Source organism: Caballeronia sp. NK8, from assembly GCF_018408855.1.
GTDB lineage: Bacteria > Pseudomonadota > Gammaproteobacteria > Burkholderiales > Burkholderiaceae > Caballeronia.
Map to the genome: position 1 here is coordinate 370,589 of NZ_AP024324.1, position 20,337 is coordinate 390,925.

A 20,337-nucleotide genomic window follows, 5' to 3' on the forward strand; every position below is an offset into this window, starting at 1 on the left:
GCATGCCTGGCAAAGACGAACTACTTAAACGCCTGGACGAATGGGAGATTCCGTTCTCCTGTGAGGAGCACGATCCGGTGCTGAACATGGCCGAATCGGGGAAGCTGACACTCTCGCTGAAAGGCGCGCGTTGCAAAAACCTGCTGCTTCAGGACAAGACAGGCCACTACTTCCTTGTCGTGACGAAGGCCGCGAAGGCACTCGACCTTGCTGGGATAGCGGAAACGCTTGGCAGCAAGCGGCTCTCCTTCGCTTCTTCCGACAAGCTTTTCGAGTTGATGGGAATCCGCGCGGGTTCCCTGAGTCCACTGGCGCTGGTCAACGACACAGCCAGACGTGTTCGTCTTATTCTCGACTCGGATCTGATCCGCGAGTCGACGTTTCTCTTCCACCCGCTTGAGAACAGTGCCAGCGTCGCCCTGTCGAAGCATGCGTTGGAAGCCTTCGTGGCCGGCATCGGTCATCGCATCGAATGGACGGAACTGGCTAGCCGGGCGCATGCATGAACCTCGCGCTCGCGGACTCTCTGGCATCAACTCGTGTGCGCCGGCCGGTCGTCACAATACCTGCGAGCGTTTAACGCTTGCGCGTCTGCCGTGCAGCCCGCCTTGTTGCGCCATGACAGCGCCAAGGCCTCGCGCCTGCTCCGCGATGATCGCGCAAAACGCGTCGGTAAAAGAACTGCCCGGTCGCAACGACGGGCGCAGCATTGCGATAGTGCGCGGCGGGATCAGTTCGAGCGGTACGAACGCGAGCCCGCTCACATCGATCGATGCCACCGTCAGACTCTCGACGATCGCACGGCCTCCGGTCAACTGCACCATGCGGCATGCCAGCGCGGAACTGGACACGCGCGCATGAATCATCGCGCCGGTCTCGGCCGATGCGAGCAGCGCCTGCAATTCAGGAATGCTTTCGAGCGCTCCCACGGTCGTCAGGGCAACGTCGTGAAGATCGGCGATTCGCACCATGCGCCGATTCGCAAGCGGATCATCGGAAGGCATTGCGCAGACGATTGTGGAATCGAGCAAGTGTTGCTCGATGACATTTCTCATCTCCCGGAACGGCGTGCAGATGCCCAGATCGACCTGCTGGCTCTCGACCAGATCCAGCATCTTCTCCGCGTTCTCGATGGCGACTTCCACGAAGACCTTGGGAAAGCGCGCCTGGAATGCCGCGATGGCTTCGGGCAGCAGACGTTCCGTTATCGCCGGATAGGCGCAGATGCTCAGGCGCCCGAGCGTGCCAGTGCGCAATCCGTCGGCAAGTTCGTTCAGGGCGCGCAAGCTGGCATTGGTGCGCTCGGTTTGCTCGAATAGCAGGATTGCCTCGGCCGTAGGCAGCAACCGGCCCTTCTCGCGCTTGAAGAGCCTCACGCCCAGGCTTTCTTCCAGCGCTTTGAGCTGCTTGGTCACGGCGGGCTGCGAGATATGCATGTTCTGCGCGGCCGCGGTAAGCGTCCTGCATCGGACGACCTCGTAGAGCAACTGGACCTGATGGTAGTTGAGCGTCTGCCTGGCCATGTCGTCTCCGGAATGCGCGCAATCCAAAAGCATAACCCACGGTTATGGACTCGCGTTCAAAGATGTATTGGCGCACAAACGGATTTTTCGCTGAAATTGTAAGCACACACGGATGACACGGGCTCGCCAGGAGCCGCGGAGACGACAATGCAAACGACAGCGATCGCACAGGCCGAAAAGCCCACGAAATTCAGATGGTTCATGGTGTTCCTCGCGTTTCTCGCGATCGTCACCAATTACATGGATCGCGCGAATCTTGCAGTCGCCCTGCCGTACATGAACACGGAACTGCATCTGTCGTCGGGAGAGTCGGGGCTGATTCTCGGCGCGTTCTTCTGGACCTATGCGGCGTTTCAGATTCCGGCCGGCATGCTCGTCGACCGGCTGGGCGCAAAGGCTGTGTTCGCCGCCGCGGTCGTGTGGTGGTCGGTGTTCACCATGGCGACGGGTCTCGCGCGCGGCGCGGCCTCGCTGCTCGGCCTGCGGTTCCTGCTCGGCGTGGGCGAAGCCGGGGCCTTCCCGGCCGCCACGAAGTTCGTCGAACGCTGGTTTCCGCCGACCGAGCGCGGCCTCGCCTCCGGCATCTACGACTGCGGCGCGCGCGGCGGCACCCTCATCGCGCTGCCTATCTGCACTGCGATCATCACGGCCTACGGCTGGAAGGCGTCGTTCATCTTCACGGGCGCGGTCGGACTCGTGTGGGTCGTCGTGTGGCTCTTCGTGGCCAGCGAATTTCCCTCGCAAAGCCGCTTCGTCAACGAAGCCGAAGCAAAGCACATCGAAGAAGGCGCGCCCGCCACCAAGAAGCCCGCCGCGCGCATCAAGTGGGGCCGGCTCTTTACGTCCCGCGTCGTCTGGGCAATGTCACTGGGCTTCGCCTGCCAGGGCTACGTGATCTACTTTTTCATCACCTGGTATCCGACCTATCTCGTCAAGGAGCGCGGCTTCACCCTGCTCCAGCTCGGTATCTACGGCATCCTGCCGGGCCTCGCTGGACTCGTCGGCTCGTGGTTCGGCGGCTGGATCTCGGATCGCATCGCCGCGAGCCACTATGGCCTGAACTTTGCGCGCAAGGCCTGCATCGTCGTGGGCATGGCGTTGAGCGCGACGATCGGTCTCGCCGGAATCGTCACGCAGGCCTGGCTCGCGCTGCTGCTTCTGTCGATCGCGTTCTTCGGTGTCTCCGTCGCGACGTCGAGCATTCTCGCGCTGCCCGCCGACGTCTCCACGCGCGGCGAGCGCTCGGTGGCCGGCACGGTCGCGGGTTTCCAGAACTGCGTCGCGAATCTGGCTGGCATCGCGAGTCCCGCCGTCATCGGTTTCCTGAAGGACGCGACGGGGTCGTTCACGCCGGGTCTCGTGTCGGCATCGATCGTCGCGATCGTCGGGTGCCTCATCTATATCTTCGCGCTCGGGCCGATTCGCTCCGGCGTGCTGGACCACGTCATCGCCGACTGACGCACGGTTCGCGCATTCGTCTTTCTCATCGAGGTTTCCATGCTTTGCGATTCACCGAAAACGCCGTTTCTCGCCTTTCCCGCCGAGCCGGATTTGAGCAAGGTCGACGCGACCTTCGCCGTGCTCGGCGCGCCCTACGGCATTCCCTACAGCCCGGCGCTGCTTCATTGCGATGTCTCGAACGCGCCCGACAAGATCCGCGAACGCAGCTTTCGTTACGGTCGGCAAACCGGCCACTTCGATTTCGATCTGCAAGGCACGCTGTTCGGCGACTCGGGCGCGACAGGCGTCGACTGCGGTAACGTGCCCGGCACACTCGACGTCGCGCGCAACGCGGCGGCGGTGACATCGGCGGTCGCTGCGCTGCTCACGCGCGGCGCGATCCCGATCGTGCTCGGCGGTGACGATTCGATTCCGCCGCTTTGCGTGCGCGCCTATGAATCGCGCGGCCCGCTCAACGTGCTGCAGTTCGATGCACACCTCGATTTCCGCGACGAAGTGAACGGCGAGCGCCACGGCTATTCGAGCCCGATCCGGCGCATCCGCGAAATGCCGTTCGTCAAACGCATCGTGCAAGTCGGCTTGCGCGGCAGCGGCAGCGCACGCGCAAGCGATGTCGAGGACGCGCTGCGCTCGGGCAACGTGCTGGTGCCGGCGGAGGTCGTGCACGACGAGGGCATCGGTGCCGTCACGAAGCATCTGGTCAACGATGCGCCGTGGTTCGTGACCTTCGATGTCGACGGACTCGATCCGGCGATCGCGCCAGGCGTGATCGCGCCCTTGCCCGGCGGGCTGAGCTTTCATGAGGCGCGCGGCATTCTCAGGTATCTCTGCATGAAGGCGCAATTCGCGGGCATCGATTTCGTCGAGCATCATCCCGCGCTCGACGTGCGGGACATGACCGCGCTGACAATCGTGCGTCTCCTGACCAACGTGATCGGTCAGCACGCGCGCCGCATGGCTTCATGAGTACGACGCGGCGGCACCTCGCCGACGTCCCGACGACACGATGGAAAAACGGCAAGGGCACGACACGCGAGTTGCTCAGAGTCCCCGCGCAAAATGATCCCGATGACTTCGTGCTGCGCGTGAGCGTCGCCGATGTGAATGCCGATGATGCGTTCTCGGTTTATCCCGGTATCGATAGAATCGTAGCGATCCTGCGGGGTTCGGGCATGGACCTGATCGATCAATCGGACGGCGCAGTCTGGCAGACGGTCGCCGGCCGATTCTCGTCGCTCGCGTTCGCGGGAGAACGACAACTACGCGGCCGCTTGCTCGACGGACCTGTTCTGGATTTCAATGTCATGGTCAGTCGCGACGCCGGCGTCGCGGAGTTGAGGATCGTCGATGGTCCCCGCACCGTGCCGGTTTCGACGTGCCGCCTGCTCTTCGTGGCGCAGGGGTCCGCATGCGTCGTGTTTGATGACGGAAATACGCTTGTACTCGACGAGTCGCATTTCATCGATCCGACTGGCGCAGCGACTATCGCAACGGCGAGCGACTCGGTAGCGTTTCTCGTCGATTTCTCTCCGCTCGATTGATCTGCCGGAATCCGACCCGAAGCAGGATCTTGGCGAATCTCAAGTCGCCGGGACTGGCGACGCCGGCACCGCAGCATCTTCCTCCCGCAGCACCGTCTCACCGGGCTTCACAAGCACGAACTGCACGGGTTGCCTCGCAATCTCCACTTTCTCTCCTGAAAGTCTGACGGTCGTATAGGTGGAAGACTCCAGATCTCCCGCCGCCGGGAAGTCCTCGCGGAAGTGCGCCCCACGGGAATTGTCGCGCGCGAGCGCTGCTTCCGTGATGACGCGGCTGACGGAGATCAGATTTCTCAGGTTCAGCCAGTCATGCCACTGAGCGTTCAGCGCGCGATCGCCGTCGACGACGCCCGTATCCATCAGCTTTGCCTGCATCGCGCAGAGGCTGTCTCGGGCCTTCACGAGGCCCTCCTTGCTTCTAATGATGCCGACATCCTCCCACATACAGTCAAACAGCGACTCGCGGATGGACTCGAGGTCCTTGCCAGTCTTGGCGAACGGGCGCTCCGCCTCTTTGATGGCGGCGAGGATCGATTGCTCATCCGGCGCTCGATAGGCGTTATTGGTCTGCACCCAGCGCGCCATGCTGTCGCCAGCGATGCCGCCGAACACGGTCGAATTGGCGACGCCGTTGCCACCGAGACGGTTGGCCCCATGCACGCCGCCCGTGTCCTCGCCCGCGGCAAACAGCCCGGTCAATTCCGTCTGGCAATCCGCCTTGAACACCACGCCGCCCATCATGTAGTGCGCGGTCGGCACGACTTCGACTTCGCCGCCTGCCAGGTCGAATCCACAATCGGCGCAGCGTTCGACCATGCCTTTGAATTGTTTGCGGACTTTTTCGGAGCCGAGATGGCTCATCTTGATGTACACGCCGCCATTGGGCGACGTGCGGCCGGCACGCATCTCGGAGTAGATTCCACGCGAAACAATGTCGCGGGTTGCACGTTCGCCACGCGAATCGTACGCGTGCATGAAGCGCTCATGCTGACCGTTGAGAAGATGTCCTCCCGCGCCGCGCAAACCTTCTTCAAGCACGGTTCCGGTCATGCGGGTGTGGCTTCCTGCGAGAAGCCCGGTCGGATGGAACTGCACCATCTCCATATCCCGCAGCGTCAGCCCCGCACGCAGCGCCATCGCCAGCCCGTCGCAACTCTTGTCACCGGACGGCGTGTGAAACTTATACATGGTCGGGCCGCCGCCGGTCGCCAGCAAAACCGCCTTGGCTTGCACGAATACGAACTCGCCGCTTCGCATGTCGATCATGAGCACGCCCGCCAGACCATCTCCCCCGGGCGTCTTGATCAGTTCGATCGCACGATGCTCCTCCAGCCGTTTGATGCCCCGGCTCCAGACCTGTTCTGCAAGACGGTTGATGATTTCGATGCCCGTCAGGTCGCCCTTGTGGACGGTCCGGTCGAAGGTTTGTCCGGCGAAGGCCTTCTGATGGATCGACCCATCAGGATTGCGGTCGAAGAAGCAGCCCAGTTCGTTTTCGAGCTCGCGGACCCGTTCGACCGCCGTGCTGACCAACGTCCACGCCAGCTCCTGATTCGAAAGCCACTTGCTGCCTTCGATCGTATCCATGAAATGACGTTCGACGGAGTCGCCCGGCGCGAGCGCCACGTTGTATCCGCCCTGAACCATGCGCGTACAGCCACATTTCCCGAGGAGGCCCTTCACCGCGACGGTAATCGACAATTGCGGCGCATTCTGATGCGCGTGCAGCGCGGCGAAGAGGCCAGCACCGCCCGAGCCCAGAATGAGGATATCGGTCTGGATTCGTTTGACGTTCATGATGCGTTCACTCCGAGGCTTTCCAGCGCAGCAACTCGACGCTTGGCGGTATCGTCCCTGACGGCGTCATATAGACTGGTGCCTTCGCTATCCATCGCGACGAGCAAGGGGCCAAAGCTCTTGATCTTGAATCGCCACAGCGACTCGGGATTGAGATCGTCAAGATCGACTGCTTCGATGCGCTCGATCCAGGTCGTCTCGAGCGCCGCCGTACCGCCGATGATGGCAAGATAGACACCGCCGAGCTGTTTGAAGGCCGCTTTCGATCCATCGCGTAAGCCGCCCTTCCCGACGACCATCCGAACGCCGTACTGTTCCATGAGTGGCCGGGTGAAGCGCTCCATTCGATCGGACGTCGTTGTCCCGATGCAGATTGGTTGGTAGCCTGCCGGATACTCGGCGCTGGGTGGAACCTTTCGAACATTCGGAGCCGTGTGGATGACCGCGTGTCCACGCAGATCGAAGTCAGTTGTTCGTCCCTTGTCGAACAGATGAATTTGCGTTGCGTCGCGGATGCCATAAAGCGTTGTTTCGAGCGTAACCGTGTCGTTGATGCGCAATTGGCGGATCGTGGCTTCGTCAACCGGGGTGGCGAGTTCGTAGTGAGCCATGGCGTCAGAATCCGTAAGAGATGCCGTCGTTCGAAAAAACCGCCTTTGCGCGACGAGCCGAGTGGCACTGCATGTTCACCGCAATCGGATTCATCGTGATGTGTGTGGCAGCAAGTTCGATATGCACCGCGAACGCAGTGCTGTCACCACCCAGGCCCTGCGGTCCGATGCCGAGCTTGTTGACCGCAGCAGACAGCTCTCTTTCGAGTGCCGCGCCCTCGGGGTCCCCGCAATGGGTGCCGAGTTCCCGGGTCGCCGCGCGCTTGGCGAGTGCCACGGAAAGGTCGGATGTGCCGCCGAGCCCCACGCCGACGATCGTCGGCGGACAGGTCTTTCCACCGGCAGAGACTACGCAGTCGATCACGAAAGTCTTGATGGCGTCGATGCCTTCAGCCGGAACAGCCATTTTCAGAAAGGAGTTGTTTTCCGAGCCGCTTCCCTTCGGCACCATTTCCAGCGACACCTGATTCGGTTCGGCTGAAAAATCGATATGAATCACCGGCACCTCGATGCCGCACGACGTATGGTTGTTCTTTCGCGAGAGAGGATGAACTACGGATGAGCGCAACGGATGTTCTTTCGTCGCCCGTTCGCACCCACGGCGGATTGCTTCCTTTACCTCGAACCCATCGAACTCGACATCCCGCCCGATGTTCACGTTGTAAATCGGAATTCCGGTGTCCTGGCAAAGCAGGTTCTCAGTTTCTTCCGCAACGCGAATGTTTGTTTTCATCGTCCCGAGCACGCGTTGCGCAACCGACGACGTCTCATTCGATGAGAGCGTCTCGATTCCTGCTTTCACATCCGGCGGCAGGATCTTCAACGCGCGGATGTAGAGCGCTTTTGCTGCCTCCTCGACAGCTTTCAGGTCGAGTTTCATGTTCTCGTCTCCTACTTTTGATTATGGGGCGTACGGGTTTGGGCGAACTTCAATGAACAAGCGCTAAGAGGAAGGCCAATCCGGTACAGGCACTTGCTCCGGCACCCAGTGCGACCCAGTTCTTTCGCAGACCGCTCCACGGAAGAAACTCGATCGCCAGCAAGCGCAAGCCGCCCATCAGATGAAGTGAGAGGAGAATGACCAATCCCCACTCGGCGAACTTGAACAGCGGCTTGTCGGTGAAGTGCAAAAAGCCATTCAGCGCGCCGTCATGCGAGAGCGCTTTGCCGAGCGCCCAGAAATGCACTGGAATGAAGAAAGCAAGCGCAAGTCCAGACAAACGATGGACGATGAAAGCCCAGTACGCTGGATGGGATTTGGCCCGAAAGTCGTTCTTTCTCATCACAGAATTACTCCCATCACTGCTCGCAGGCCAAGCGCAAGCAAGCACAGCGTCACAACCGAGCAGGCAAAGTGAGCGGAGCGTCCTCGCCATCCGAGCCACTCTTGCGCGACCGACAAGAGGCCAATCGGTACATGAACCGCGCAGGCGAGAACAAAGAGCGTATAGAACCCGGCGAAGAACCAGTTGCCGTGCGTCCGTCCGAGAATGGCCTGCTCACTGAGCCCGCTATGGACGGCGTACACGATGACGACGATGTGAAGAACGACGCACGCAGCAAGCACCATCGCGCTCATGCGCTGCCAGTACCACAAGCGGGCCTGCGTTCGCAAGGAAAGGGTTTGCATTACAGATCTCCGTCGATTGCGGCCTTCATGACCATCCGCTTCAATCCCGCGATGCCTGCAGTCGGTGACAGGTGCTTGGGGCAACGCTCCGTGCAGGAGCCCTGTGTGTGACAGGAGTGACAACCTGCGTCACCGGCGACGGCACGCAGTCGCTCGGTGCCTTTGATGTCGCGCTCGTCATTCATCAACGTCCACGCGCGGTTCATGGCCGCAGGTCCGAGATAATCGGGCCTCCACGTCACGACATCACAGGACGAGTAGCACACTCCGCAACCGATACATTCGATACCGGCATCGGCCGCTTCACGCTTTTTGCTTTGTGGGGAAACATTGGCGAAGTCGTCCTTGCGCGTTCTATCGCCCTTGAACTGACCTTTCGCTTCGGCCCATTTGTCGAAGAAGTGCTCCATATTCGTCGCCAGGTCCTTGATCACTGGCAGATTGGAGAGCGGTGTGATTTCAAGTTCCTCATCGACCGCAACCTTCGATACGTGGGTACGGCAAGTCCAACGTGCTTTGCCGTTCACGTTCATCGCGCACGATCCGCACATGCCGACCCGGCAGGCATATCGGAATCCCAGATCCGGCTGCAGATTGCGCTGTATGTACATCACGACGTCCAGCACGGTCTGGTTGTCAAACCGGGGCACATCGTAGGAAACCAGCCCGCCGGAGGTCCGCCCCCTCCAAACCTTTACGCGGAGTGTCTTGTCGCTCATGTCGTCTCGGGTGTCGTTGTGCGTCTGCATGAGAAGAGTCTGCGCGCACGAAAAGCAAAGAAAAAGCGAATAAATCTGCGGATTAGATAAAGGTTTTATTTACGTTTCGACAGCACGCCGCTTCTGTACGAACGACATCTTCGTTTCATCGCGCTCCTTCTCCAGCCCCGAGATGACTAGCGTTGCCACGGCATTGCCGATCATGTTGGTAACCGCGCGAATCTCGGAAATGAAGCGGTCGACGCCCAGAATCAGGGCAGCCCCTTCTATGGGGATGTGTTTGAAAGCCGTCAAGGTCGCGAGAAGCGTTACGAACCCCGCACCGGACACACCAGCCGCGCCTTTCGAGCTAATCATCGAGAGAACCATCAGTGCGATCTGCTGCTCCCAAGTCATCGGCACGCCATACGCCTGCGCAATGAACATGGCGCAAATCACCTGAGCGACGCACGTTCCATCGAGATTGAACGAGTAGCCCATCGGCATGACGATCCCCACGACCTGCTTCGGACAGCCCAGCGCTTCCAGCTTCCTGATGAGTTGGGGAAAGACGGATTCAGACGAGGTGGTCGCGAGCACCAGGAGAATTTCACCTTTCAGATGCCCCATCAGTCTCCAGAGACTGAAGCCGCTCATCCGGCAGATCGTTCCTATCACGACGACCAGAAAGAAGATCGTCGCAACGTAGACTGTGATGAGCAGCATGCCCAAGGAATGCAACGCGGACAGACCGTACTTCCCGACTGCGAACCCCATTGCACCGAGCGCCCCGAGCGGGGCAAGACGCATGATCAATGCGACGATGCGGAACAGCACGTCGGAGACTGACTCGAAGAATGAAAGCAGTGGCTTGCCTTTCGGTCCGAGATACGACAAGCCGATTGCGAAGAGGCACGCGATCACGACGATCTGCAGCATGTCGCCCGATGCAAACGGGCCCAGGAAGCTGCTGGGAATCATGTGCAGCAGAAAATCGACCAGTCCGCCGCTGCCGTGTTGGACTGAAGTCTGATACTGGGCGAGGACGTGTGTGTCGGTCGTGCCAACCTGCAAGTTCAAGCCTTCGCCTGGAGCAAGCAGGTTCACCATGAGCATGCCGACCAGCAAGGCGAGCGTGGTGACCACTTCGAAGTAGATGAAAGTCTTTCCGGCAACTTTCCCCAGCGACTTGAGGTCACCAATCTGTGACGCTCCGCATACGATCGTCGTGAAAATGAGCGGAGGTGTGATCATCTTCACCAGTCGAATAAACGCATCCGACATGGGCTTCAACGACTGCCCGAAATTCGGGAAGAAATGGCCAATCAAAACACCAATTACGATCGCGATAAGCACCTGCACATAGATGTGTCGTAAGCTGCGGCGAAGCATAGTGTCTCCTTCGGCTCACCGTTCTCGATGTTTCTTGAGACGCGATGAGCCCGTTCTTGGGCGCGGCGCCACCTTCGCCTCTTCTTGGGCGGTGCAGTACGGAGGCGCGCTGCGTCAGCTGAGATGTTCGTCGTGCACAAGGCGGAAATACGCGCTTTCGAACAGACGCGTCAGCACGAACTCGCGATGGCCGAGCGCTTACGCACGCTCACGCGTCCGTTCTCACGTTGGTAGCCACAAAACGTTGTATCCAGTTGAAGTACGCTCATGCTGTTTCTCGAACTGTCTGGAGGGATTGGTGCTGAGACGCCAACCGTGTCTTTATTCTCATGCAAAACGGCGTGAATCAATAGACACTCCTAATCGTATTAGATGGTTTCTATCTTCGATTTCTTCAAACATCCTGGAACGTCGATTCGAATTCATCGCTTGCCCGGTCTCTCAAAGAAAAAGACTGAGTGCGGTTCTCGCGAAAAGGTTTATGCCGGATACGAGCAGCACCAACCACAGCGTTTTGAGCAGTCGCGCAGGCGAGACTCTTCCACGACACCACGCGCCCAGGCCCAGTCCGATCGCACCGCAAGGAAGCAGACAGAGCACTAACATCAGTACCTCAGGGTTTTGATACAGACCCGATGCACTGAACAGAAGCAGTCTGAGCAACGCAGTAATCGTGATAAGCGCGCTGATCGTCGCTCGGCGTTGGTCGGCGTCGCTCAGACGCCCAGCAAGATAAATCGTGTACAACGGACCACCCGTTCCGAAAATAGCTGTCAGACACCCACCGGCAAGACCTAAGGGCACTGACCACGCCGCTCGGATCGTGTCGAAACTTTGGCGCGACAGCAAACGCCACGTCGAATAAATGAGCAGCGTGCCTCCTAGCAGAAGCTTCAGTGGCCCCTCAGGCGCGGCGACGAGTACAAATACCCCGACCAACAGGCCTACCACCAGCCACGGCATCAATCGACCCAATTCCGACGTTGAGACGAGTCGAATCCCTCGCATTCCGACGAGTAGTCCAGCGGCCAGATCCAGAATCAACATCACGGGCGTCGCGGTTCGGAGCGCGACGACTAGCGTGAGCACCGGTATTGCGACGATTGAAGAACCGAAACCTGTCAATCCATAAACGAAATAGCCAACGGAAACGCTCAATCCTGCGATTAGCAACTGACCTGATGTGAGCCCTGACCAAGCCGAGGAAATGAGCGAGTCAACCGTGCTGAAGAGCGCGCCGCTCACGGCCGTGCCGCGCTCTGGGGAGTGCAGTCGGACCGGATGTTGTAATGGCTCACCTTTGGTGAGGACGACGAGAGCGGCCACAGCCCTTTGATGGATGCATGTGCACGGTCGTGCGTATTCATGGCGATGTCTCCGAGTGCTGTAGGGCTTTTGCTCTTATGGTGGAAGGATTATGATCGGAACGCCAATAAAGAAAAACCGAGTAATTATTGGGCTTAGCGAAAGTCTTGTTTTGGTATCGTCAGACTCGCCGAGAGGGGCGAAATGCCGTCGATTCGAACGCTCAGAATTTTTCTCACCGTCGCTCGATGCGGCACGTTTGCGTCTGCCGGAGACCAGGTAGGGTTGACGCCGGCCGCTGTAGGACTGCAGATTCGGTCCCTCGAGGATGAGCTGGGCGTTCAGCTGTTTGACCGAAGCGCACGGGCCGTCGTATTGAATCCGGTCGGCCGCTCCCTTGTGCGCCGGGCCGAGCAGGTCGTAAGTCAGTACGAATTGCTGGAGGCGTCTGTCAGCGGTGGCGAGATGTCTGGCACCGTCGTCATCGGTGCGTTGGTGTCTGCGCTCATGGGAGCCTTCGCGGACGCTCTATGGTCCATCAGGCATCGATACCCCAGCCTCGACGTACATTTGTTGGCAGGGATGTCGAGCGATTTCGCACTCAAGGTAGAGAGTGGCGAACTGGACGCCGCGGTCGTGACTCAGTCGCCAAGACCTCTTCCCTCAAGTCTCAACTGGTGCCCGCTCTATTCCGAGCCGATGGTTCTCATAGTGCCTCGATCTCCGCACTTCGATCTTCCGGAGGCCCCGCAGCAGATGCTCGAGGCAGCTCCCTTCATGAGGTTCGAGCGAAGCACCTGGACTGGGATCCTGGTTCAAGATGTACTCAAGCGTTGCGGGGTGCAAGTGAATGAGGCCATGGAGTTGAATTCGATCGAAGCCATCATTGCACTTGTACGTCAAGGTTTTGGGATCTCGATTGTTCCCAAGCTGGCGAACGTTGCGTGGGAGAAGGATGACGCCCTTGCACTCTTCTCGCTTGACGGCGTGGATGTTCGGCGGCACGTAGGTTTGCTGGAGCGCGCCAGTCACGGGCGTAAAAATTTCACCGACGCAATAAAGAAATACTTCGATCAAGGTTGACCGTCACATGGGTCGAGGGACGATACACCGGCGACTCATTGCGTCACGTCAGCCCGGAGCCCGCCCCGCCCTGCGAAGCGGACATCCAGAGACGGCGCCGTAAAAGTTGGTCAATCGAGAATCCGCCGGTTCCGGCACATAGATGCGAACGCGACTGGATCACGTGACCGCGCATTGGCCCGCCCGCAAACCGCGCGCGCATTTCGTCCTTTGAATGATCCGGCCGCGACGAGCGCTTCAGAAACGATGCCTCAAGCCGGCCGTCGCCTGAAGCTGAGTAGTCGTGGAAGAGGGATTGCTCACCCCGTTTATCCATGCCACGCCCAGCGGCGAACTACCGCTCGGGCTCACGCGCTGCCACGCCCCCTGAATATAGACATCGGTACGCCGCGAGAAGCGGTAATCGGCCATCGCGCTTACCTGGTTCCAATGGGGAATGCCGCCGCCTCCGTTTCCGCCCGCGCGCGAATACGTGTACGCGCCTGAGAGTTCGACTATCGGCGTCAGCGCATAGCGAAAATTCCCCTCGAAGTTCTGAAAATTCGCGCTCAAGTTCGTCTGAAAAAATCGTGTGAGTTTGCTCTGCGTATATACGAAGCCCGCGACAGCCGGGCCGAACGAGTAGTTCACACCTGCGCCCAGCGTCTTCTGGCTGTCGGCCAGTACACCGAGAGGCACGGCGCTCGCGGAAAGCACGCCCTGTAGCGACGAGGCGGTCGTATCGGTGACCGCGCCATTCGCGTTCAACTGGCCGGGCGTGCGTGCGGCGCTATTGAGCTGCAAGTAACCGACACCAAAGTTCCACGGCCCACGGACATACGACATGCCGAAGCTAAAGGCACGATTGTTGGTGAATCCACCTGCCTGATTGGAAAATCCGTACAACGCACCCACCCTGAAGCCGGCGAATTCCGGGCTCATGTACTTCACCGAGTTGTTGATCTGAAATGAATCGTTCAGGTTGTCGATGTCGAACGGATGCGCGAAATGGGTTCCGCCGAATTCTGTGCCGGTCAAGGACAGCGGCGCGACGAAGTCGACCATGCCATCGCTTTGACGGCCCAGCGTGACCGTGCCGTAATCGCGGCTCGACACGCCGACATAAGCACGGCGATTAAAGATGCGATTATCCGACAAGGACTGCCCGTTATTCAGATTGAAGCCGCTCTCCAGCGTGAAAATGGCCTTCAGACCCGCGCCCATATCTTCGGCTCCGCGCAGACCCCATCGGCTGTCCTGGACAGCGCCGCTCGTCATCTGCCAGTTGCTGTGTCCTCCGCCCGATCCAGCGATCTCGTTGCTGGTGTATGTCAGGCCTGCATCGATCAGCCCATAGAGCGTGAGGCTGCCTTGCGCTTGCGCCGCAGCCGCCATCGAGATCAACGTGGCCGCTCCACTCAATAGCAACTTGTTCATTTTAATGCTCCAGCCGATACGCAGAGAAGACGTGCTCCTGGAAACACAGCGAGTGCAAAGATCAGTTCTGCATAACGTGCGGTCGTGTGAATCATCATCTGGAATACACACGATGCTCTCTAACACTCTATGCAACCCCAACTGGAATCGGCAACCTGGAAAATTCGCTTGGGTCCACGAGGAGGCAGATGGCGGGCCCGACGAGAACACGGAAGAAACTGGAAAGCACAACGGACGCCGGTTTTGTGCATCGAGCGTCCCTGAAAGATGACTACACTTGAAACACTCTATCGCCCCTCAGCGTGCCCATCTTCCTTCTCGTGCATACGCGCTGCCAGACGACGCAGCGCGCCGGTCCGCACATACAGTTCGTGCGGGAATTTCAATACCCTTTTAATCAAAAGTCAGGAGACGATCATGCAAGCGGTATTAAGAGCCTATTCCGGAACGGGTGCCAAAGAGTTATTCGACTTATTGGAATCGCGCGCGGCGGAAGTCGAGGAGCTACTGCGCAGCGTCAGAGGATTTGTCGGCTACACGCTGGCCCGCAGCGACGACGGCGGATTTTCAGTAACTGTCTGCAGCGACAAAGCGGGAGTCGACGAGAGCGTACAAAAGGCAAAGGACTGGATCGCGAAGAACGCCGGGAATACGGGTGCGGCCGCGCCGAAAGTATCGGAGGGCTCGGTCATCGTTCACCTGAAATAGCGCTTGCTTCGCGGCGGGCACATGAAGAAATCGCGGCGGCGGCGCGGCACGCCTGAGCGCGTTTCCGTTACAGTGACGGCTCGGCATGCTTCTTCGTGACGTCACCTTATGACGAGCTACTTCCACTACGATCTGCATTCACTGCGGCTTTTCATCGTCGTCGCGGAACTCGGCAGCCTGACGCGCGCCGCCGATCGCACCAGCATGACGCTATCGGCGGTGAGCAAGCGCATCGCGGACCTCGAGCGCAGCACCGGCTGCACGCTGCTGCTGCGCCAGCCGCGCGGTGTCGAACTGACCGCGGCCGGCAAAGGGCTGCTTGCGCACGCGCGGCAAGTGGTCGAACGCGTGAACCGCATGGCCAACGAAATGAGCGACTACGCCGTCGGCGTGCGCGGCCATGTGCGTATGTGGGCGAATACATCGGCGATCGTGCAGTTTCTTCCGCGCGACGTGCGTGTCTTTCTCGCCGACAATCCGAGCGTCAAGATATCGCTGGAAGAGCGGCTGAGCGGCGATATCGTCTTGGCCGTCTCGAACGGCGATGCGGATATCGGCATTTTCGCGGACAACGTGCCCGCGCCGAATATCGACAAGACAGTGTATCGACAGGACAGACTGGTGTTGCTCGTGCCGAACGCTCATCCGCTTGCATCACACGACGAGGTTGCGTTCGTCGATACGCTCGATTTCGAATACGTCGGTCTCAACGAAGGCAGCTCACTGCTCGCGCGTCTGCTCGACGCCGCATTCAGCGCCGAACGCACGCTCAAGGTACGCATTCAGGTCAGCAGTTTCGATGGCATCTGCCGGATGATCGAGCAAGGGCTCGGCATCGGCGTGCTACCGGAAGCGGCGGTACGCACCGAGATCCTCGCGGCAGGGCTTCGCCCTGTTCATCTCGTCGACGATTGGGCGGATCGCACGCTCTGGATCGGCACCCGCTCGCGCGATGCCCTCTCGCCAGAAGCCGCTCGTCTGTTCGACTTCATGTCAGCGCAAGCGCAAACCTGACAAGACCTTCGACGCCTTTCCAAACCGGAAAGGGTGCTTGAAAATTCATTGATTTTCAGCGCCGCCGCGTTGTCGCACAGTGAGGCATCGATAAAACGACGCTTCACAGGAGACAACCGTGACGAAGCCGCTTGCGGGCATACGCGTGCTCGAAATGGGACAGCTCATCGCCGGTCCCTTCGCTGGAAAGATGCTCGCCGAATTCGGCGCGCAAGTCATCAAGATCGAACCGCCCGGCACGGGCGATCCGCTGCGCAAATGGCGCCTGCTTCATGAAGGCACATCGGCGTGGTGGGCAGCGCAATCGCGCAACAAGGAATCGCTGACGCTCGATCTTCGCTCGCCCGAAGGTCAGGACGTTGCGCGCAAGCTCGTCGCGCAAAGCGACGTGCTCATCGAAAACTTCCGCCCCGGCACGCTCGAAGCGTGGGGTCTCGGCTGGGACGAACTGCACACACTCAATCCCGGTCTCGTGATGCTGCGCGTCTCGGGCTACGGGCAGACAGGCCCGTACCGCGACAGGCCCGGCTTCGGTGTCGTTGCCGAAGCGATGGGCGGGCTGCGGCACCTGAGCGGCGAGCCAGGCCGCACGCCGGTGCGCGTGGGCGTGTCTATCGGCGATTCGCTGTCCGCGCTGCATGGCGTGATCGGCATTCTGCTCGCGCTACGTCATCGCGATCAGAACGGCGGCGAAGGTCAGATGATCGATGTGGCGCTGTACGAATCCGTCTTCAACATGATGGAGAGCCTCCTGCCCGAATTCTCGGCGTTCGGCGCAGTGCGACAGCCGGCGGGCAGCAGTTTGCCGGGCATTGCGCCTTCGAATGCGTACCGCTGCGCGGACGGCAAGTACGCGTTGATCGCGGGCAACGGCGACAGCATCTTCCGTCGCCTGATGGACCTGATCGGCCGCCGCGATCTCGCCGACGACCCCGCGCTCGCGCAGAACGATGGCCGGGTGATGCAGGTCGAGCGTATCGATGCCGCGATCGCCGAATGGGCGAATCGTCAGCCGCTCGACGATGTGCTCGCCGCGCTCAACGACGCGCGCATTCCCGCCGGCAAGATCTACGACGTGGCCGATATCGCGAGCGACCCGCATTATCGCGCGCGCGACATGATCCTCGATGCGCAGCTTCACGACGGCACGCCCGTGCAGGTGCCGGGCATCGTTCCGAAGCTGAGCGCCACGCCCGGCACGATCGACTCGCAAGCGCCCACGCTCGGGCAGCACACGGATGCGGTGCTCGAACGCATCGGCATCGATTCCGCAACCCGCGACGCATGGCGTGCGCGCGGCATCATCTGAGAGGAGCGCGTCATGACTGGCAAACGTGTCTATATCCAGGAAGTCGCGACCCGCGACGGTTTCCAGAACGAAGCCCAATTCGTCGATACCGACGCGAAGATCGCGCTGATCGACGACTTGAGCGCGTGCGGCTACGCGAAGATCGAAGTGACGTCGTTCACGTCGCCGAAGGCAATTCCCGCGTTGCGCGATGCCGAGGCGGTGATGCATGGCATCGCACGGCGCGAAGGCATCGTTTATACGGTGCTCGTGCCGAACATTCGCGGCGCAGAGCGCGCGCTGTCGTGCGGCGTCGATGAAGTCAATCTGGTGATGTCGGTGAGCGAAAGCCACAATCGCACGAACCTGCGCATGAGCCGCGAGCAATCGTTCGCGCAATTGCGCGATGTGATCGGCGTCGTAAAGCAGACGCAGGTCGCCATCAACGTGTCTCTGTCAACGGCGATGGGTTGTCCGATGGAGGGCGACATCGCGCAGGAAGACGTGCTCGGCTGGATGCAACGATTCGCCGATCTCGGCGTGCACGGCGTCACGCTTTGCGACACGACAGGCATGGCGTTTCCGTCGCAGGTCGGCGCGCTGTGCGCGTCCGCGCGCGAACGCTTTCCCGCACTGGAACTCACGCTGCACTTTCACAACACGCGCGGCATGGCGCTCGCAAACACGCTGACCGCGCTCGCTGCGGGCGTCGACCGTTTCGATGCATCGCTCGGCGGACTCGGCGGTTGTCCGTACGCACCCGGCGCGACAGGCAACGTCTGCACCGAAGAGCTGGTTCACATGCTCGAACTCGACGGCTATGACACGGGCGTCGATCTCGCCGCGGTGTTGGCCGCTTCAGCGCTGCTGCCGGGCTTGACCGGCCACGACTTGCCGAGCCAGTTGCTGAAGGCGGGCCGCCGTCTCGATCTCCACGCGATGCCTTGCACCGCCAGCGACGGGAAGCCCGAACAACGCGCCTTCGCCCAAGCAACCTGAAGAAGCGGCGGCATGCAGAGCTATCCTCTTTCGCGCGATTTCCATGTCTCGGAGTCTGGCATGAACTTCATCGACCATCTCGATCACCTCGTCCTTACATGTATCGACATCGACGCTACGAAGCGCTTCTACACCGAAGTCATGCAGATGCAGCTCGAGACCTTCGGCGAGGGGCGCATCGCGTTCCGTTTCGGCAATCAGAAGATCAACGTACATGTTCGCGGCGCCGAGTTCGAACCGAAAGCGCATCTTCCGGTGGCGGGTGCGCTGGACCTGTGCTTCATCGCCGCAATTCCGCTGGACGACGTCATTGCACATCTCGAACGATGCAACTGGCCGATCATCGAAGGCCCGGTGCAACGCACGGGCGCCACGCAAAAGATTCGCTCCGTCTATGTCCGGGATCCCGATCTGAATCTGATCGAGATATCTGAACTCGTGTAACGGGTGGGCCACATCGAGCGGTGAACGGCAGATAAGCCGATCCGCTTCTCAACGAAGCAGCAGGAGACATTTCATGAACATCGCAACGGAAGCGCCCATCGAGGCGCAAGCCATTCCCCGGCCGCGCAAGCGGTGGTTCCAGCATCTATATATCCAGGTGTTGATAGCGGTCGTGCTCGGCATTCTCCTCGGCCACTTCTACCCCGCTGTCGGCGAAGCGATGAAGCCGCTGGGCGACAACTTCCTGAAGCTCATCAAGCTGATGATCGCTCCGCTGATCTTCTGCACGGTGGTGCACGGCATCGCGAGCATGAACGACATCAAGTCGGTGGGACGTGTCGGCATCAAGTCGCTCATCTACTTCGAGGCGATGACCACGCTCGCGCTCGCCATCGGTCTCGTCGCGGTGAATGTTATGAAACCCGGCAGCGGCATGCACATCGATCCGCGCACGCTCGACGTGTCGTCCATCGCTGCTTACACCAAGGCCGCGCACGACCAGAGCGTCGTCGGCTTCCTGTCGCACATCATTCCGACGACGGTGTTCGGCGCCTTCGCGGAGGGCGACATTCTGCAAGTGCTGTTCATCTCGATCATCTTCGCCTTCGCGCTTCAGATGCTTGGCGAACGTGGCAAGCCGCTGCTCTCCGTGATCGACGCCGGCGCGAACACCTTCTTCAACATGGTGCGCATCGTGATGTACGTGTCCCCGGTCGGTGCGTTCGGCGCGATCGCGTTCACGATCGGCAAGTACGGCGTCGTGTCGCTCAGCTCGTATGGACAGCTTCTTCTGACCTACTACCTGACCGGACTCGTCTTCGTGTTCGTCGTTCTCGGTTCGGTCTGCAGGCTTGCGGGATTCAGCCTGATCGCCTTTCTGCGCTATATCCGTGAGGAACTGCTTCTCGTGCTCGGCACGTCTTCGTCGGAGTCTGCGCTGCCTCGCCTCATGGCGAAGCTCGAAAGACTCGGCTGCGAGAAGTCCGTCGTGGGTCTCGTCGTACCTGCTGGATATTCCTTCAATCTCGATGGCAGTTGCATCAACATGACCGTGCTCGCGATCTTCATCGCGCAGGCGACCGACAGCACGCTCAGCATCGGCCATCAGCTCACGCTGCTGCTGGTCCTGCTGCTGACGTCCAAGGGAGCGGCGAGCGTCAGCGGCGGCGCCTTCATCGTGCTGGCCGCAACGCTCAGTTCCGTACCCGGCATACCTGTCGCGGGACTCGTTCTTGTGCTCGGCATCTATCGCTTCATCTCGGAAGGCGGCGCGCTGATCAACGTCATCGGCAACGGCATTGCGACGATCGTCGTCGCCAAATGGGAGAAGGCGCTCGACCGCGACACGTTCGAACGTCAGCTCGCCTCGGGGCCAGGTGACGACTAAATACGTGCGCCCGTCGTTCGAACAGCCTCGACGCCTATTG

21 protein-coding genes are annotated in these 20,337 nt (G+C 60.2%); 11 read left to right on the plus strand and 10 right to left on the minus strand.

Annotated features, from left to right (window positions below):
• The first annotated feature begins 2 nt into the window (after positions 1 to 2).
• Positions 3 to 506 carry a prolyl-tRNA synthetase associated domain-containing protein gene (locus NK8_RS23305; protein WP_213231399.1) on the plus strand — a complete coding sequence of 168 codons (504 nt, stop codon included), beginning with the start codon at positions 3 to 5 and terminating at the stop codon, positions 504 to 506.
• A gap of 51 nt (positions 507 to 557) precedes the next feature.
• On the opposite strand, the gene NK8_RS23310 is transcribed toward NK8_RS23305, so the two are convergent.
• Positions 558 to 1,523 carry a LysR family transcriptional regulator gene (locus NK8_RS23310; RefSeq protein WP_213231401.1) on the minus strand — a complete coding sequence of 322 codons (966 nt, stop codon included), beginning with the start codon at positions 1,521 to 1,523 and terminating at the stop codon, positions 558 to 560.
• Positions 1,524 to 1,670: 147 nt separating this feature from the next.
• On the opposite strand from NK8_RS23310, the gene NK8_RS23315 reads away from it, so the two are divergent.
• The 3 genes from NK8_RS23315 to NK8_RS23325 are packed head-to-tail and all read left to right on the plus strand — an operon-like array spanning position 1,671 to position 4,525.
• On the plus strand, positions 1,671 to 2,981 hold the full coding sequence (locus NK8_RS23315) for an MFS transporter (RefSeq protein WP_213231403.1): 1,311 nt from the start codon (positions 1,671 to 1,673) through the stop codon (positions 2,979 to 2,981).
• A gap of 39 nt (positions 2,982 to 3,020) precedes the next feature.
• Entirely contained in the window at positions 3,021 to 3,950 is a 930-nt protein-coding gene (locus NK8_RS23320) for an arginase family protein (protein WP_213231405.1), read from the plus strand.
• Positions 3,947 to 4,525, plus strand: a complete 579-nt coding sequence (locus NK8_RS23325) for a HutD family protein (protein ID WP_213231407.1) — start codon at positions 3,947 to 3,949, stop codon at positions 4,523 to 4,525. Before NK8_RS23320 ends, NK8_RS23325 begins: the two co-directional genes overlap by 4 nt.
• 39 nt (positions 4,526 to 4,564) lie before the next feature.
• On the opposite strand, the gene NK8_RS23330 is transcribed toward NK8_RS23325, so the two are convergent.
• From NK8_RS23330 to NK8_RS23365, 8 genes are all read right to left on the minus strand, one after another.
• Complete coding sequence (locus NK8_RS23330) at positions 4,565 to 6,322, minus strand: L-aspartate oxidase (RefSeq protein WP_213231409.1); 1,758 nt, start codon at positions 6,320 to 6,322, stop codon at positions 4,565 to 4,567.
• A complete protein-coding gene (locus tag NK8_RS23335; RefSeq protein WP_213231411.1) occupies positions 6,319 to 6,933 on the minus strand; it encodes a fumarate hydratase C-terminal domain-containing protein in 615 nt (204 codons plus the stop codon). Before NK8_RS23335 ends, NK8_RS23330 begins: the two co-directional genes overlap by 4 nt.
• Before the next feature lie 4 nt (positions 6,934 to 6,937).
• Complete coding sequence (locus tag NK8_RS23340; protein WP_213231413.1) at positions 6,938 to 7,813, minus strand: fumarate hydratase; 876 nt, start codon at positions 7,811 to 7,813, stop codon at positions 6,938 to 6,940.
• A 49-nt stretch (positions 7,814 to 7,862) separates the two neighbouring features.
• Positions 7,863 to 8,216: a succinate dehydrogenase, cytochrome b556 subunit gene (gene sdhC, locus NK8_RS23345; RefSeq protein ID WP_213231415.1), complete on the minus strand. Its 354-nt coding sequence runs from the start codon at positions 8,214 to 8,216 to the stop codon at positions 7,863 to 7,865.
• The gene (locus NK8_RS23350) at positions 8,216 to 8,563 is read right to left on the minus strand and encodes a succinate dehydrogenase (RefSeq protein ID WP_213231417.1); all 348 of its coding nucleotides are present in this window, start codon (positions 8,561 to 8,563) and stop codon (positions 8,216 to 8,218) included. Before NK8_RS23350 ends, sdhC begins: the two co-directional genes overlap by 1 nt.
• The gene (locus tag NK8_RS23355) at positions 8,563 to 9,282 is read right to left on the minus strand and encodes a succinate dehydrogenase/fumarate reductase iron-sulfur subunit (RefSeq protein WP_213231419.1); all 720 of its coding nucleotides are present in this window, start codon (positions 9,280 to 9,282) and stop codon (positions 8,563 to 8,565) included. The genes NK8_RS23350 and NK8_RS23355 overlap by 1 nt, the downstream gene beginning before the upstream one ends.
• 99 nt (positions 9,283 to 9,381) lie before the next feature.
• A complete protein-coding gene (gene dctA / locus NK8_RS23360; RefSeq protein ID WP_213231421.1) occupies positions 9,382 to 10,653 on the minus strand; it encodes a C4-dicarboxylate transporter DctA in 1,272 nt (423 codons plus the stop codon).
• Between the two features lie 441 nt (positions 10,654 to 11,094).
• Positions 11,095 to 11,979 carry a sulfite exporter TauE/SafE family protein gene (locus NK8_RS23365; protein ID WP_225936401.1) on the minus strand — a complete coding sequence of 295 codons (885 nt, stop codon included), beginning with the start codon at positions 11,977 to 11,979 and terminating at the stop codon, positions 11,095 to 11,097.
• Between the two features lie 183 nt (positions 11,980 to 12,162).
• On the opposite strand from NK8_RS23365, the gene NK8_RS23370 reads away from it, so the two are divergent.
• Entirely contained in the window at positions 12,163 to 13,041 is an 879-nt protein-coding gene (locus tag NK8_RS23370; protein ID WP_213231423.1) for a LysR family transcriptional regulator, read from the plus strand.
• 237 nt (positions 13,042 to 13,278) lie between these two features.
• On the opposite strand, the gene NK8_RS23375 is transcribed toward NK8_RS23370, so the two are convergent.
• The gene (locus NK8_RS23375) at positions 13,279 to 14,457 is read right to left on the minus strand and encodes a porin (RefSeq protein ID WP_213231425.1); all 1,179 of its coding nucleotides are present in this window, start codon (positions 14,455 to 14,457) and stop codon (positions 13,279 to 13,281) included.
• 417 nt (positions 14,458 to 14,874) lie between these two features.
• On the opposite strand from NK8_RS23375, the gene NK8_RS23380 reads away from it, so the two are divergent.
• The 6 genes from NK8_RS23380 (at position 14,875) to NK8_RS23405 (ending at position 20,297) form a co-directional block, all read left to right on the plus strand.
• Complete coding sequence (locus NK8_RS23380) at positions 14,875 to 15,165, plus strand: hypothetical protein (RefSeq protein ID WP_162068420.1); 291 nt, start codon at positions 14,875 to 14,877, stop codon at positions 15,163 to 15,165.
• Between the two features lie 108 nt (positions 15,166 to 15,273).
• Positions 15,274 to 16,179: a LysR family transcriptional regulator gene (locus tag NK8_RS23385; protein WP_213231427.1), complete on the plus strand. Its 906-nt coding sequence runs from the start codon at positions 15,274 to 15,276 to the stop codon at positions 16,177 to 16,179.
• A gap of 118 nt (positions 16,180 to 16,297) precedes the next feature.
• Complete coding sequence (locus tag NK8_RS23390; RefSeq protein WP_213231429.1) at positions 16,298 to 17,488, plus strand: CaiB/BaiF CoA-transferase family protein; 1,191 nt, start codon at positions 16,298 to 16,300, stop codon at positions 17,486 to 17,488.
• 12 nt (positions 17,489 to 17,500) lie between these two features.
• Positions 17,501 to 18,466: a hydroxymethylglutaryl-CoA lyase gene (locus tag NK8_RS23395; protein ID WP_213231431.1), complete on the plus strand. Its 966-nt coding sequence runs from the start codon at positions 17,501 to 17,503 to the stop codon at positions 18,464 to 18,466.
• A 60-nt stretch (positions 18,467 to 18,526) separates the two neighbouring features.
• Positions 18,527 to 18,910, plus strand: coding sequence for a VOC family protein (locus NK8_RS23400; RefSeq protein WP_213231433.1), 384 nt, complete (start codon positions 18,527 to 18,529; stop codon positions 18,908 to 18,910).
• Between the two features lie 73 nt (positions 18,911 to 18,983).
• Positions 18,984 to 20,297: a dicarboxylate/amino acid:cation symporter gene (locus NK8_RS23405; RefSeq protein WP_213231435.1), complete on the plus strand. Its 1,314-nt coding sequence runs from the start codon at positions 18,984 to 18,986 to the stop codon at positions 20,295 to 20,297.
• Positions 20,298 to 20,337 lie beyond the last annotated feature (40 nt).